The organism is Mesorhizobium sp. RSR565B (assembly GCF_054719465.1).
The window spans coordinates 3764057-3776665 of the sequence record NZ_JBTTIE010000001.1; the positions used below are offsets into that span (position 1 = coordinate 3764057).

Annotated in this window: 17 protein-coding genes; 9 read left to right on the top strand and 8 right to left on the bottom strand. The window is 62.1% G+C overall.

Annotated elements, in window-relative coordinates; all coding sequences use genetic code 11:
• The first annotated feature begins 76 nt into the window (after positions 1-76).
• Genes ACYG9R_RS18265 through ACYG9R_RS18275 form a run of 3 tightly spaced genes read left to right on the top strand, consistent with a single transcriptional unit; the run spans position 77 to position 2606 of the window.
• A complete protein-coding gene (locus ACYG9R_RS18265) occupies positions 77-706 on the top strand; it encodes a DUF1285 domain-containing protein (RefSeq protein ID WP_023670010.1) in 630 nt (209 codons plus the stop codon).
• Positions 703-1338: a CoA pyrophosphatase gene (locus tag ACYG9R_RS18270; RefSeq protein ID WP_023823399.1), complete on the top strand. Its 636-nt coding sequence runs from the start codon at positions 703-705 to the stop codon at positions 1336-1338. Before ACYG9R_RS18265 ends, ACYG9R_RS18270 begins: the two co-directional genes overlap by 4 nt.
• Complete coding sequence (locus ACYG9R_RS18275; protein ID WP_023823400.1) at positions 1335-2606, top strand: CCA tRNA nucleotidyltransferase; 1272 nt, start codon at positions 1335-1337, stop codon at positions 2604-2606. Before ACYG9R_RS18270 ends, ACYG9R_RS18275 begins: the two co-directional genes overlap by 4 nt.
• A gap of 6 nt (positions 2607-2612) precedes the next feature.
• Here the strand turns inward: ACYG9R_RS18275 and ACYG9R_RS18280 are convergent, their stop codons facing one another.
• From ACYG9R_RS18280 to hemF, 3 genes are all read right to left on the bottom strand, one after another.
• Entirely contained in the window at positions 2613-2798 is a 186-nt protein-coding gene (locus tag ACYG9R_RS18280) for a DUF1059 domain-containing protein (protein ID WP_023670013.1), read from the bottom strand.
• A gap of 230 nt (positions 2799-3028) precedes the next feature.
• On the bottom strand, positions 3029-3289 hold the full coding sequence (locus ACYG9R_RS18285) for a DUF1344 domain-containing protein (RefSeq protein ID WP_023705918.1): 261 nt from the start codon (positions 3287-3289) through the stop codon (positions 3029-3031).
• Between the two features lie 238 nt (positions 3290-3527).
• On the bottom strand, positions 3528-4442 hold the full coding sequence (gene hemF, locus ACYG9R_RS18290; RefSeq protein WP_023695814.1) for an oxygen-dependent coproporphyrinogen oxidase: 915 nt from the start codon (positions 4440-4442) through the stop codon (positions 3528-3530).
• A gap of 275 nt (positions 4443-4717) precedes the next feature.
• Between hemF and ACYG9R_RS18295 the strand changes: the two genes are divergently transcribed.
• Positions 4718-4975 carry a hypothetical protein gene (locus ACYG9R_RS18295; RefSeq protein ID WP_023683688.1) on the top strand — a complete coding sequence of 86 codons (258 nt, stop codon included), beginning with the start codon at positions 4718-4720 and terminating at the stop codon, positions 4973-4975.
• Here ACYG9R_RS18295 and soxR read toward each other — a convergent pair.
• Together soxR and ACYG9R_RS18305 are read right to left on the bottom strand one after the other, a co-directional pair.
• Positions 4972-5418 carry a redox-sensitive transcriptional activator SoxR gene (gene soxR, locus ACYG9R_RS18300; protein WP_023691595.1) on the bottom strand — a complete coding sequence of 149 codons (447 nt, stop codon included), beginning with the start codon at positions 5416-5418 and terminating at the stop codon, positions 4972-4974. The genes ACYG9R_RS18295 and soxR overlap by 4 nt on opposite strands.
• A 146-nt stretch (positions 5419-5564) precedes the next feature.
• Positions 5565-6023 (bottom strand): tRNA (cytidine(34)-2'-O)-methyltransferase, encoded by a 459-nt coding sequence (locus ACYG9R_RS18305; RefSeq protein WP_023670018.1) that lies wholly within the window; start codon positions 6021-6023, stop codon positions 5565-5567.
• A gap of 445 nt (positions 6024-6468) precedes the next feature.
• On the opposite strand from ACYG9R_RS18305, the gene ACYG9R_RS18310 reads away from it, so the two are divergent.
• From ACYG9R_RS18310 to ACYG9R_RS18330, 5 genes are read left to right on the top strand one after another with little or no spacing between them, the layout of a single operon-like run.
• Positions 6469-6876, top strand: coding sequence for a hypothetical protein (locus tag ACYG9R_RS18310; RefSeq protein WP_023705916.1), 408 nt, complete (start codon positions 6469-6471; stop codon positions 6874-6876).
• A 27-nt stretch (positions 6877-6903) separates the two neighbouring features.
• Positions 6904-8799: an ABC transporter ATP-binding protein gene (locus ACYG9R_RS18315; protein ID WP_023705915.1), complete on the top strand. Its 1896-nt coding sequence runs from the start codon at positions 6904-6906 to the stop codon at positions 8797-8799.
• A gap of 10 nt (positions 8800-8809) precedes the next feature.
• Positions 8810-10693 carry an ABC transporter ATP-binding protein gene (locus ACYG9R_RS18320; protein ID WP_023823401.1) on the top strand — a complete coding sequence of 628 codons (1884 nt, stop codon included), beginning with the start codon at positions 8810-8812 and terminating at the stop codon, positions 10691-10693.
• A 3-nt stretch (positions 10694-10696) separates the two neighbouring features.
• Positions 10697-11173: a GNAT family N-acetyltransferase gene (locus ACYG9R_RS18325; protein WP_023823402.1), complete on the top strand. Its 477-nt coding sequence runs from the start codon at positions 10697-10699 to the stop codon at positions 11171-11173.
• A 1-nt stretch (position 11174) separates the two neighbouring features.
• Positions 11175-11483, top strand: coding sequence for a DUF6665 family protein (locus tag ACYG9R_RS18330; RefSeq protein ID WP_023823403.1), 309 nt, complete (start codon positions 11175-11177; stop codon positions 11481-11483).
• Positions 11484-11503: 20 nt separating this feature from the next.
• Here the strand turns inward: ACYG9R_RS18330 and ACYG9R_RS18335 are convergent, their stop codons facing one another.
• The 3 genes from ACYG9R_RS18335 to ACYG9R_RS18345 are packed head-to-tail and all read right to left on the bottom strand — an operon-like array spanning position 11504 to position 12551.
• The gene (locus ACYG9R_RS18335) at positions 11504-11848 is read right to left on the bottom strand and encodes a cupin domain-containing protein (protein WP_023683696.1); all 345 of its coding nucleotides are present in this window, start codon (positions 11846-11848) and stop codon (positions 11504-11506) included.
• A gap of 5 nt (positions 11849-11853) precedes the next feature.
• Complete coding sequence (locus tag ACYG9R_RS18340; protein ID WP_023823404.1) at positions 11854-12276, bottom strand: type II toxin-antitoxin system VapC family toxin; 423 nt, start codon at positions 12274-12276, stop codon at positions 11854-11856.
• Positions 12276-12551: a type II toxin-antitoxin system Phd/YefM family antitoxin gene (locus ACYG9R_RS18345; RefSeq protein WP_023701566.1), complete on the bottom strand. Its 276-nt coding sequence runs from the start codon at positions 12549-12551 to the stop codon at positions 12276-12278. Before ACYG9R_RS18345 ends, ACYG9R_RS18340 begins: the two co-directional genes overlap by 1 nt.
• Between the last annotated feature and the right edge of the window lie 58 nt (positions 12552-12609).

The window sequence follows — 12609 nt, forward strand, 5'->3', positions numbered from 1 at the left end:
TCGCCTGGCGCCTACGAATGAATTTAAATCACAGACTTAGGCTGACAAGCGGAACAACAGTGACTATTTCGTGACCATGACGGAACGCTCCGAACATCGCGAGCACAGCCTTGCTGCCGCAACCGAGGCGCGCGGTCTCGAAGCGTTGATCTCGCGTGCGGCTCGCGCCGGCAAGGGCGCGGCGCCGGTGGAGCGCTGGAATCCCGACTTTTGCGGCGATCTAGACATGGAGATCAAACAAGACGGAACGTGGTTCTATCTCGGCACGCCGATCGGCCGCATGCCGCTGGTGCAGCTGTTTTCCAGCGTGCTGCGCAAGGACGAGGATGGCAGGACCTATCTGGTGACGCCGGTCGAACGGGTCGGCATCCGCGTCGTGGACGCGCCTTTCATCGCGGTTGAAATGGATGTTTCCGGCGCCGGCGCCGAGCAGACCATCACTTTCCGCACCAATGTCGGCGATGTCGTCGAGGCCGGACCTGGCCATCCGCTGCGCTTCGTCGACGAGAACGAGACCGGCGGCCTGAAGCCCTATGTGCTGGTGCGCGGGAGGCTGGAAGCGCTGGTGGCGCGGCCGGTGATGTACGAACTGGTCGAGCATGGCGAGGAGATCGATATCGGCGGCAAGACGATGTTTGCCGTGCGCTCGAAAGGCGAAATCTATCCGATCATGCCGGCGGAAAAACTGAAGCGGCTGAGCGCATGAAGGATCAGGTGAGGCCGCCGCCGTTTTCCACAGCGGATTTTCGCGCGCGGGTCGCGGCGCAAGCTGAAGCCCATGCCGGCGACGATTATGGCGATCATCGCTTCAACCCCGGCCATCCACGGTTGACGCAGCTCAAAGCGCTGCGCGACGCCGCGGTGCTGATCCCGGTCGTCGATCATGGACGCGATGCGACCGTGCTTTTGACCAAGCGGGCGGAAAAACTGCGCAGCCATTCCGGGCAGGTGGCTTTTCCCGGCGGCACCATTGATCCCACCGATGCGACCCCGGAAGCAGCGGCCTTGCGCGAAACCTTCGAGGAGATCGGGCTCGGCCAGGACCGCATCGAGATCATCGGCCGCATGCCCGATTATGTCGCCGGCAGCGGCTATCGCATCGCCCCGGTGCTGGCGGTCGTGCAGCCCGGTTTTACGCTGTCGCTCAATGCCGACGAGGTCGATGCCGCCTTCGAAGTGCCGCTCTCGTTCCTGATGGATCCGGCTAACCACACCAGGGACAGCCGCATGTGGAACGATCTGGAATGGTTCTTCTACGATATGCCCTATGGCGGCCAGCGCATCTGGGGCGTCACCGCCGGCATCATCCGCACCCTCTATGAAAGGCTCTATGCTTGAGTGATCCGGTATCGCTGGCGGGCAGAGCCGACTGGCTGGGTGAAAAGCATCTGCAGCGGCTGCTTGCCGTGCTGGCGCAGGGCGGCGAGGAAGCCCGCATCGCGGGCGGCGCGGTGCGCAATGCGCTGATTGGGCAGCCGGTCGCCGATATCGATGTTGCTACCACTTGCCTGCCCGAGGAAACCGTTCGCCGGGCCGAGGCGGCGGGCTTCAAGGCGGTGCCGACCGGCATCGAGCACGGCACGATCACGGTGATTGCCGGCGGCGCGCCCTATGAGGTCACCACGCTGCGCGCCGACATCGAGACCGATGGCCGCCGCGCTAAAGTGTCGTTCGGCCGCGACTGGAAGGCCGACGCCGAACGGCGCGATTTCACAATCAACGCGCTCTATGCGGAGGCTGACGGGACGGTGGTCGACCTGGTTGGCGGCGTCGGCGATATCGAGGCACGAAGGCTGCGCTTCATTGGCGATGCCGAGCAGCGGATCCGCGAAGACTATCTGCGCATCCTGCGTTTCTTCCGCTTTTTCGCCTGGTATGGCGAGGGTCGGCCCGATGCCGAGGGATTGAAGGCCTGCGCCCGGCTCAAGGACGGTCTCGCCCATCTCTCGGCCGAACGCATCTGGTCCGAGCTGAAGAAGTTGTTATCGGCCCCAGATCCGTCGCGCGCCTTGCTGTGGATGCGCCAGGCCGGCGTGCTCACCAGCGCCCTGCCGGAAAGCGAGAAATGGGGCATCGATGCCATTCATGGGCTGACCAAGACAGAAAAGGATCTGGGCTGGGCGCCGGACCCGCTGCTCAGGCTGGAGGCGATCGTGCCGCCCGATGCGGCGAGGATGAAGACACTGGCCGAGCGGCTGAAACTTTCGACCACTGAGGCGGAGCGCCTGCGCCACTGGGCGCTGACGGCTGCCGTCGAGCCCAAGACAAGCGAAGCGGAACTGGCCAAGAAACTCTATTCCGGCGAGCGCCAGGGTTTTCTCGATCGCCTGCGGCTGTCGCTGGCGTCGGCGCGAGCGCGGGCTCTCGAGGACAATGACGCGCTGGTTCAGGCCGGTGGGTTTTCGCGCCTGCTCGCTTTTGCGCTGAAATGGGAAAAACCGGTGTTCCCAGTCAAGGGCGGCGATCTGACGGCGCTTGGCGCGTCGCCGGGGCCAATGCTCGGTGCGATTCTGAAAAACCTGGAAAAGGAATGGATCTGGTCCGGCTTTGGGCTCGATCGCGACGCGCTGCTGGAGCGCGCCGCGGAAGCCTTGAAGGCCAGATAGGACTGCTCAGGCCGCGTCGCGAACTTTCTCGATGCGCGAGCGGATCGCCTCGATCATCGTCTCGCGAATGACAGTTTCGCCATGTGTCTCGCGCATATGGTCGACGGCGCGGCGCATGACCTCGGCTTCCTCACCGGCACGCGTGTGCCACTCACAGCCGGGAACCAGCGAGCCGCAATGGAATTCCTTCATGGGATTTTCTCCTTTCCTCCTTGGAGCCTGTGCCTCTCATGGGCACACGAAGCTCCGCCATCTCTGTTCCGCGCCCTGTCACAGCAGTCGGTTTCGGGGGCACGCACGGGGGAGCTAGCATAACACGGTTCGACCATTTTGGTTGCCGTGGTGCGAAAAAGGCGGAGCAGCGCTGCTCCGCCCCTCTTGTCAGGCTAAGCCAAAGGCGAGACCGTTCGGTCTTGTCCCGGTCACTTCACGATCTTGACGGACTCGGCAACCTTGTTCTTGCCGCTCATGTCCCAGGAAACGCGGACCTTTTCGCCGGCCTTCAGGCCAGGATCCTTGAAGGTCTTGGGCAGCGTAAAGGTCGATCCATCGTCCAGAACGAGGCTCATGGCCGTGCCATCATAGGTCTTGACCGTGCCCGTGGTGTGCTTGACCGCGGCAGAGGCAATCGAGCCGGAAGCGAGAAGGGCAGCGGCGGCTGCCGAAACAATGAGCTTTCGCATGTAATACTCCTGGAAATGCGGGCATCCGTTTGGAAAATGCTCCGCCTTGTTCAGGGCCGTCCGGTAGCGTCGTGTCGCGGTTCGGGACTGAACCGCCGGCGCTTCCCGGCCCGAAACGACAAATAGTCGTTTTATTTCAATCGCCTATTAGACGAAAAAGATAATGGCGATGCCACATTGGCTGCCCAGATTCGGCGAATGGGACGTCAATGCGGCTCACGTTTCGCTCACCGATTTTTTACGGCCACCTGACCTCCGGCGGCAGGCTGGACAGGATCGAAGCGACATTGCCGCCGGTCTTCAGGCCGAAGATGGTGCCGCGATCGTGAAGAAGGTTGAATTCGACGTAACGGCCGCGGCGAATGAGCTGCTCGTCGCGGTCGTCGTCGGTCCAGTTCTCGTTGAAATGGGCGCGAACCAGGTGTCCGTAGACGACAAGGAAAGAACGCCCGACATCCTGGACGAAGTTCAAATCGGCATTCCAGCCGCCTTTCTCCTCCCCCGAATGCAGCCAGTCGAAAAAGATGCCGCCGACGCCGCGCGGCTCGTGGCGGTGCGGCAGATAGAAATACTCGTCGCACCAGGCCTTGAATTTGGGGTGGTCGGCGATCGCAGCGTTCTTCTCGCAGGCGAACTGCATGGCTCGATGGAAGGCGACCGTGTCGGGGTGATCTTCCGTGCGGTTGCGGTCGAGCACCGGCGTCAGATCGGCGCCGCCGCCAAACCAGTGGCGCGACGTCACGACCATGCGGGTGTTCATGTGCACGGCCGGCACGTTGGGGTTCCAGGGATGCGCGATCAACGAAATGCCTGATGCCCAGAAGCTCGGGTCTTCCTCGGCGCCGGGCATCTGCTTCCTGAATTCGGGCGAGAATTCGCCATAGACGGTCGAAGTATGGACGCCGACCTTCTCGAAGACGCGGCCGCGCATCATCGCCATGGCGCCGCCGCCGCCCTTTCCATTGTCGCGTTCCCATGGCGTCTTCTCGAAGCTGCCGGGCGACCATTCGGCCAGTGGTCCCTGCAGTTCCTGTTCGATCTGCTCGAAGGTTGTGCAAATGCGCTCGCGCAGCGTCTCGAACCAGAGCCTAGCCTTCATTTTCTTCTGTTCGATGTCGGGTGGCAGGCCTGCCGGTATTTCTGGTCGTTCCAAAATGCTGTCTCCGGTCGCGGCCGACAAAGGACCTAGTGGAGTGAATTTGACATTTGCACACAGCGTGGCGCAGGGCACGATGCAAATGTCAAATTCGAAAACTCCACCAGAAACATAAACTTGCTAGTGGTCCTTGTGATTCCAACATTCGCAACGGCGCCTGGGGAATAGGGAGGCGAATGTTGGAATCGGACCACTAGCCTTTTCCGGGCGCGATCCCTAATCTCTTAGGGGCAAGGGTCAAGTGTCATCTGGTTCGGCCCAGGAGTTCTTTCATGCGCACGCCGGCAAGACCGCCGCTGCATGGCCTGAAGAAAAGGCTCGATCGTTCACGCGCCGAGCGCGAGCGCATGCCGCGTGACGGGTTTTTGCGCGAGACCTTCGTCCTGCCGCGCCCGGATGCGCGGCTCAAGGCCAAGGAATGGTTCGAGCGTTTTCCCAAGCAGGCCTACTGGACCGAGATCGAAAGCTGGTTCGAGCGGCCGGGCGACGTAATCGAATTCACCATACGGCGGCTGCCCGCGGCGGATTAGGATTCCACAAGCAGTCGCCTTGCGCCCGGCCCTTGCGCACTCAAGCGATCTTCCCTGTTTCGCAGCGGGCATTTGTCGATCGACATGCAGCCGCAGCCGATGCAGTCGGTAAGGCCGTCGCGCAGCTTCTTTAGCTGAGTGATCTTGCGATCGAGGTCGTCGCGCCAGCCGGTCGACAACAGGTTCCAGTCCTCGCGCGTCGGGGTACGGCCTTCTGGCAGCGATTCAAGTGCGGCGCCGATCTCGGCCAGCGAGATGCCGACCTCCTGGGCGATCCGGATGATCGCCACCCGCCGCAGCACGTCGCGGCCATAGCGCCGCTGGTTGCCCGACGTGCGGTGGCTGCGGATCAGCCCGCGCGCCTCGTAGAAATGCAGCGCCGACACCGCCACGCCGCTGCGCATGGCCAACTGGCCGACCGTCAATTCCTTTACCGGAGCCATCTCGATTTTCCGCTTGACCTCAACTTAAGTTGAGCTTGTAGCCAGGAAATGTCGATAGGGCAATTGAGGAGAAGGCGATGTGCGCCTGGGTGAGAATGATGCAAGACGCAAGGGCCGTTGGCGATGACGACAACGCGTTGAAGGTTCTAGCCGAGTTGCCGGATGGCTTCACCGGCGACCATGGCGACGGACAGCGCGACGTTGATGCTGCGCGTGCCCGGCTGCATCGGGATCGTCAGCCGCGCATCCGCCGCCTGATGGACAGGATCCGGCACGCCGGCGGATTCGCGGCCGAACAGCAGGATGTCGCCTTGGGCGAAGCTGAAGCCCGTATAGGGGGTCGCGGCTTTGGTGGTGAGCAGCACCAGCCGGCAGGCTTGGCCCTTGCGCCAATCCTCGAAGGCGTTCCAGTCGACATGCCGGGTCAGGGCAGCCATTTCGAGGTAGTCCATCCCGGCGCGCTTGAGCGCTTTGTCGGAGAGCGGAAAGCCGGCTGGTTCGATAATGTCGACGCCAAGGCCGAGGCAGGCGGCGAAGCGCAGGATTGTTCCGGTGTTGCCGGCGATGTCAGGCTGGTAGAGGGCGATGCGGAGACGGTGGTTCATTTCCGCGTCTTTCTAATAAGTGGCAGATCGGCCACAGCGGGTGGCTGGTTTTGGAAATTGCTGGACCTGCGGGTGGCCATTTTCTGCGAAGTCGATTATACCGCACGCATTGTCAACCCGAACCGATGGAGGGGTATTTCATGATGACCATGCACATCCAGCGCCCCTCCCGTGGGCTTACCTGCCTGCTGGCGGTTTCGGTACGACGATTTACCTGATCTCTTAGATCTGATCGCACCGATTCCCGCCGAACCCAATTTTCGGCTCTCGAAGGAATCCTGCGATGTTTTTCAAACGGTCAAAGGGGCCAAGCGCCCCAGCTGAGCATGTCGCGACCGAGGCCTATCCTCGTGTCCCGACGGATGCAATCCGTGCCTCCGGCCGAAGGCCGGCGCACGACATTGCTTCGCCTTTTTATGTCTATTTTCACACGGAGGACGGACCGATGTTCGATCCCTATAAGATACCTGGTTCAAGAAGCCTGCACGAACGCAAGACGGCGACCTGGGCGTTGCTAGTCGGCGAGACCTATTCGTCGGCGGTTCATGCCGAGACGCGCCGGCGTCCGCATCGCGGCATGTTGCCGGATGTCGATTTCTCGCGTGCGGTTCCCGACCACAGCCGGCCGTCGCTGGTGCGCCGGATCATCCGGCTGATCCGGCCGGGCGCGAAAAACCGGACTGGCGGCGGCGTGCCGTCAGCTCAGTCGAAGGCTTCTGTCGGTGAAAAGCCCGCAAGTCCCTATATTGCGCGAAGCAGGACCGATGGCCCGGGTGATTCCGGGCCGTCAGTCCCCGCCGACGTACGGTCTGGGGACGCGGAGCGCCCCGGGGATTTTTCCCGCGCCGCATGAGCGGACAACAGTTTTGTGAGCATCACTATGTTTAGCTGGTTTGAAAGAAGGCTCGATCCGTTCCCCGCAGCGGAACCGGTCGAGCCGCCGAAGACGCTGGTTGCCTTCTGCGTGCATTATACGCGCGGCGCCTGGCCATACATCATCGTCGACGCGGTGCTGGTGACGGCGATTGCCATCGCGGAAGTGTGGATGTTCGGCTTCATGGGCCACATCGTCGACTGGCTGTCCGGGCAGAACCGCGAAACCTTCCTGCAGACCGAGAGCTGGAAGCTTGCCGGCATGGCCTTCGTCGTGCTGTTCGCGCTGCCGGGTACGGTATGGCTGCATTCTTTGCTCAACCAGCAGACGCTGATGGGCAACTACCCCATGCGCATCCGATGGCAGGTGCATCGTTATCTCTTGAAGCAGTCGATGAGCTTCTACCAGGACGAATTTGCCGGCCGCATCGCCACCAAGCTGATGCAGACGGCACTCGCCGTGCGCGAATGCGTCATCAAGGTGATCGAGGTGCTCAATTACGTCATCGTCTATTTCCTCGGCATGCTGTTCATCGTCGGCTCGGCCGACTTGCGGCTGGCGGCACCTCTCGGCGTCTGGCTGCTCGGCTATATCGGGTTGTTGCGCTATATCATCCCGAAGCTGGGCAAGGTCGGCGAGGCGCAGGCCAATGCGCGCTCGACGATGACCGGCCGCGTCGTCGACAGCTACACCAACATCCAGACGGTCAAGTTGTTTTCCCATGCACGGCGCGAAGCAACGTTCGCCAAAGAAGGCATGGCAGGCTTCCTCGACACGGTCTACCGGTCGATGCGGCTGGTGACGGTGCTTTACGGGCTGCTCTATATCCTCAACGCGCTGCTCCTGTTTTCGGTGACGGCGCTGGCGCTGTGGCTGTGGCTCGGCCAGGCGGTGACGATCGGCGCCGTCGCCGTGGTCATCGGCCTCGTGCTCCGTATGTGGGGCATGTCGCAGTGGATCATGTGGGAAATGTCGAGCCTGTTCGAGAACATCGGCACGGTGCAAGACGGCATCGCCTCGATCTCGCTGCCGCGCCTGGTCGAAGACCGGCCGGGGGCGAAGGACATTGCCGTCACCAAGGGCGAGATCCGCTTCGACGACATTCGTTTCCACTATGGCAAGCAGAAGGGCGTCATCGAGAACCTGTCGCTGACGGTGAAGCCCGGCGAGAAAGTCGGCATTGTCGGGCGCTCGGGTGCGGGCAAGTCGACGCTGGTCAATCTCCTGTTGCGGTTCTACGACCTCGAGAACGGCCGGATCCTGATCGACGGCCAGGAGATCGCTTCGGTGACGCAGGATTCGCTGCGCGCGCAGATCGGCATGGTGACGCAGGACACTTCGCTGCTGCATCGTTCGGTGCGCGACAACATCCTTTACGGGCGGCCCGATGCGACGGAGGAAATGCTTGTCGAGGCAGCCGGGCGGGCCGAGGCGCTGGAGTTTATCGGCAGGCTTTCGGATCACACCGGACGTAAAGGGCTCGACGCTCATGTCGGCGACCGCGGCGTCAAATTGTCCGGCGGCCAGCGGCAACGCATCGCCATTGCTCGCGTTATGTTGAAGGACGCACCGATACTTATCCTTGACGAAGCGACGTCGGCGCTGGATTCCGAAGCCGAGGCCGCCATCCAGGAGAATCTCTACAAGCTCATGCAAGGCAAGACCGTCATCGCCATTGCGCACCGGCTGTCGACCATTGCGGCGATGGACAGGCTCGTCGTCCTCGACAAGGGCCGTGTCATCGAGGAGGGGTCGCACGAGGAACTCGTCGCCAGCGGCGGGCTCTACGCGCAGCTCTGGCAGCGCCAGTCGGGCGGGTTCCTGCTCGATGACGGTCCGGTCGATGCCGCCAATGACGCTGTTGCCAACGACATCGGCGTGAAGGGTGAAGCCGCAGAGTGATGACGTCAGCATGATGACAGCCGTCTATCGCTGGTTCGAGGACTGGGTCTATCCGTTCAGGGAGCCGGCGGACCTTCGGCCACTGTCAAGCGTCGGCGGCTTCCTCTGGCACTATGTCGGCCAGGCGAAGTTCGCCTTCTTCGCCATGCTGGTCATCGGCGGCATCGCGCCGCTGATCGAGGCCGGGCTTTTCTACTTCGTCGGGCGGCTGGTCGATATTCTCGATCAGCTTCCCGGTGAACGCACCTGGGACGCGCTGTGGACCGCCGCCGGGCCTGAGCTTGTCTTCATGATCGCAGTGGTGCTGGTCATCCGCACCATCGTCGTCGGCCTGTCGGCGCTGGTCAACGAACAGACGATCACGCCGGGGTTCTACAATCTGGTGCGCTGGCAGGCGCACCGGCACGTATCGCGCCAGTCCTACACCTTCTTCCAGAACGATTTCGCCGGCCGTATCGCGACAAAAGTCTGGCAGGCGGGGCAGGCGACCGGCGACCTGATGGAGAGCTTCATCGAGGTCATCTGGTTCATGCTCATCTATACGGTGACGACCTTGGCGCTGGTCGCCGGGCTGGATCTGCGCCTGGCCGTGCTGGTGGTGATCTGGATCCTCGCGTTCGCCTGGCTGGCCAAGCTCTATCTGCCCTCGATCCGCAGGCATGCCGAGGCCACGGCTGAAGCTGGCTCGATGATCAATGGGCGCATCATCGATTCCTATTCCAACGTGCAGACGCTGAAGCTATTCTCGGCCGACGGCGACGACCGCTACATCAAGAACGGCTTCGACATCTATCTCGATGCACTACGGCCCTTCACCCGCCGGCTGACCGGCGTGCGCATGGCGCTGACGACGCTGTCGGGCATCATGATCACCGCAATTGGCTGCTTTGCCGTCTATCTCTGGGTCGAAGGGTCGATCACCGTCGGCGCCGTCGCGTTCACGCTGTCGCTGGTCTTGCGGCTCAACATGCTGCTCGGGCGCGTGATGATGCAGCTCAACGGCATATTGCGAAATCTCGGCGTCCTGGAAAACTCCAAGGCGCTGATCTCGCAGCCGCTTGGCCTTGTCGATGCGCCGGATGCGAAAGAGCTTGTCGTCGCCGGCGGCCGCATCGAGGTGAAGAATGTCGAGTTCCACTACGGCAAGGGTTTTGGCGTGCTGAATGGCATCGACCTTGTGGTCAAGCCTGGCGAGAAGGTCGGGCTGGTCGGGCCGTCGGGCGCGGGCAAGACGACGCTCGCCAACCTCATCTTGCGCCTCTACGACCTCGAGAGCGGCAAAATCCTGATCGACGGGCAAGGCGTCGCCGAGGTGACGCAGAACTCGCTGCGCGCCAATATCGGTGTGGTCAGCCAGGACACGGCGCTGTTCCACCGCTCGCTGCGCGACAACATCAAGCTCGGCATGCCGGACGCGACCGAGGCCGAGGTGATCGCGGCGGCGAAGAAGGCCGAGGCGCACGAGTTCATATTGGGCCTGCGCGACAACCGGGACCGTACCGGCTACGAGGCTTTTGTCGGCGAGCGCGGCGTGAAACTGTCGGGCGGCCAGCGCCAGCGCGTCGCGATCGCCCGCGTCTTCCTCAAGGATGCGCCGATCCTGATCCTCGACGAGGCGACCTCGGCGCTCGATTCCGACATCGAGGCGGCGATCCAGGAGAATCTGGCCAGGCTGATGGAGAACAAGACGGTCATCGCCATAGCGCACCGGCTGTCGACCATCGCCGCGCTCGACCGTCTTGTGGTGCTGGACGGAGGCCGCATCGTCGAACAGGGCACGCATGACGAGCTGGTGGCGCTCGACGGGCTCTATGCGCGGCTGTGGAAGCGGCAGTCCGGCGGCTTCCTCTACCACGAGGAAAGCGTGCTGGAAGAGACACGGCCGGCGGAGTAGGGCATGGCAGCGTCGCCTGATGTCGGCTACGTCCTCAAGCGGCTGCGGCCAACCGCGCCGGCCTTCGACGCGCTGAAGGAGGAGAGCCGGCTGGAGGGCTACTGGATGCTGGTGCGTCTGGCGGATGGCTGGGCAGGCGGCCGCAACAAGTTCCTGAAACGAGGCGAGGCGCTGTTTGGCGCATGGCATGGCCGAGAACTCGCTGGTGTGTGCGGGTTGAACATCGATCCTTATTTCGAAGGCCGGGACCACGGCCGGGTCAGGCACCTGTTCGTCAGCGCGCGTCACCGCCGCAGCGGCCTTGGGCGCATGCTGGTCGAGACCGTCATTGACAGGGCACGTCACCATTTTGCCGTGCTGAACACCCGCGCGCCACAAGAAGCCTTTGGTTTCTATGAACGGCTTGGCTTCCAGCCGGTGGTGGGCGAAGAATTCGTCACGCACCGCATGATGCTCTCTCAAGACAGAAAAGGAGGCTGAGATGCCACTGCGTCCGCCATCCCTAGGCGCCTCGGCTGCCGAAGCCGCGTTCGACGCCCTCGGCCATGAGATACTGGCTGAAAAGGCCGCAGCGCTCGGCCGTGCCGGCCAACGGGTCGAGGAAACGCTGGCCAAGCTCCGTCAGAACAACGACGACGAGGAGCAGCGACCGCGGCTGCTCAAGGAGGCTGCCGCGGCGGTGCACGCCTATTTCATCCAGCGTGAACTCTGCGGCCTGCGCCGGCATGAGTCGGTCATCCGCGAATACGATATCCCAAGGGCCGTGCTGGTCAGGCTCGGTGCAAGCTAGAGGTCACCAGCCGGCAACAATCATTCCAGCCATTCGGTGATGAAGCTGCCGTTTTCGTGGATGTCGGTCGTTTCGAGCGGGCCTGGGCCGAGATTGGTGAATTTGTGCGGCGTATCAGGCGGCACGATCAGGATCTGGCCGGCCGTGGCCTCGATCTGCTGGTCGCCGATCGTGAACAGGCCGGTGCCTTGCCGGATGATGAAGATTTCACAATAGGGATGCGTGTGCAGGCGCGGGCCGCCGCCAATCTCTTCCTGATAGTTGAAAATCAGGCAGGAGTTGGAGTCGTAGGCGCCGCATTGCAGTTCGCCCTGCCAGCGGCCGGGCGTCCTGGTCCAGGTCTCGCGGTCGATAATATGTGCCATAGCCTCTAACCCTTCGTCGGTATCCAGGGGTTGAAAAGCTTCACGCCGGTGCCTTCAAAATCCTTGGTGTTGCGGGTCACGACTGTCAAGTTTTTGACGAGCGCGGTAGCGGCTATGAGGGCGTCGCGCTCCGGCTTTGGATCGGGAACGTGGAGGTTTGCGCAACGCACGACAACAGCCGTGTCTATGCTCAATATCCGGTCGTCAAACTGTGGAATGAGTGTCTGATCCAACCACTCACGGTACATGGTGGCCTGGCGAGTATCCTTCCTCGACAAGAGCAATGTTCCGATTTCGAGTTCCAGGATCGAAATGACCGAAATGAAAAAGCTGGCGATGTCGTGGGTCTCTGACCAGGCCAAAACGTTGCGATCGGCCTTGTCCCGACGACGCAGATTCGAAACGACATTGGTGTCAAGAATGAACATCAGTCGAGTTCGGGAATCTTGAAAAACGGTCCTTCCAGGCGAGGTGGTTCCCAGTCGAAATCTGCTTCGGGGCGATCATCGGCAATCGCGTCCGCGAGGCTTCTCGGCTTCTTCTCTAAACGCTGATATTCCTCCATCGACATGAGCACATGGGAGGGCTTGCCGCGGTCGGTAATGATGACCGGCCCGTTCTTGGCTGCCCGTTTGGCATGCGCCGTGTCCTGGTTGAATTCACGGCTCGACATGATGGTTATCGTCTTCGTCGAGATATTCATATCAACACCTCCATCCGGAAGATGTAGACATATTGCTACATTCGGCCAAGCTCGTCAA

Bases quoted from the DNA above. Each gene is read 5' to 3' on its own strand.
- ACYG9R_RS18265 (WP_023670010.1), top strand. From the start codon at position 77: ATGACGGAACGCTCCGAACATCGCGAGCACAGCCTTGCTGCCGCAACC.
- ACYG9R_RS18270 (WP_023823399.1), top strand. From the start codon at position 703: ATGAAGGATCAGGTGAGGCCGCCGCCGTTTTCCACAGCGGATTTTCGC.
- ACYG9R_RS18280 (WP_023670013.1), bottom strand. From the start codon at position 2,798: ATGAAGGAATTCCATTGCGGCTCGCTGGTTCCCGGCTGTGAGTGGCAC.
- ACYG9R_RS18285 (WP_023705918.1), bottom strand. From the start codon at position 3,289: ATGCGAAAGCTCATTGTTTCGGCAGCCGCCGCTGCCCTTCTCGCTTCC.
- ACYG9R_RS18295 (WP_023683688.1), top strand. From the start codon at position 4,718: ATGCGCACGCCGGCAAGACCGCCGCTGCATGGCCTGAAGAAAAGGCTC.
- soxR (WP_023691595.1), bottom strand. From the start codon at position 5,418: ATGGCTCCGGTAAAGGAATTGACGGTCGGCCAGTTGGCCATGCGCAGC.
- ACYG9R_RS18305 (WP_023670018.1), bottom strand. From the start codon at position 6,023: ATGAACCACCGTCTCCGCATCGCCCTCTACCAGCCTGACATCGCCGGC.
- ACYG9R_RS18310 (WP_023705916.1), top strand. From the start codon at position 6,469: ATGTTCGATCCCTATAAGATACCTGGTTCAAGAAGCCTGCACGAACGC.
- ACYG9R_RS18315 (WP_023705915.1), top strand. From the start codon at position 6,904: ATGTTTAGCTGGTTTGAAAGAAGGCTCGATCCGTTCCCCGCAGCGGAA.
- ACYG9R_RS18320 (WP_023823401.1), top strand. From the start codon at position 8,810: ATGATGACAGCCGTCTATCGCTGGTTCGAGGACTGGGTCTATCCGTTC.
- ACYG9R_RS18325 (WP_023823402.1), top strand. From the start codon at position 10,697: ATGGCAGCGTCGCCTGATGTCGGCTACGTCCTCAAGCGGCTGCGGCCA.
- ACYG9R_RS18330 (WP_023823403.1), top strand. From the start codon at position 11,175: ATGCCACTGCGTCCGCCATCCCTAGGCGCCTCGGCTGCCGAAGCCGCG.
- ACYG9R_RS18335 (WP_023683696.1), bottom strand. From the start codon at position 11,848: ATGGCACATATTATCGACCGCGAGACCTGGACCAGGACGCCCGGCCGC.
- ACYG9R_RS18340 (WP_023823404.1), bottom strand. From the start codon at position 12,276: ATGTTCATTCTTGACACCAATGTCGTTTCGAATCTGCGTCGTCGGGAC.
- ACYG9R_RS18345 (WP_023701566.1), bottom strand. From the start codon at position 12,551: ATGAATATCTCGACGAAGACGATAACCATCATGTCGAGCCGTGAATTC.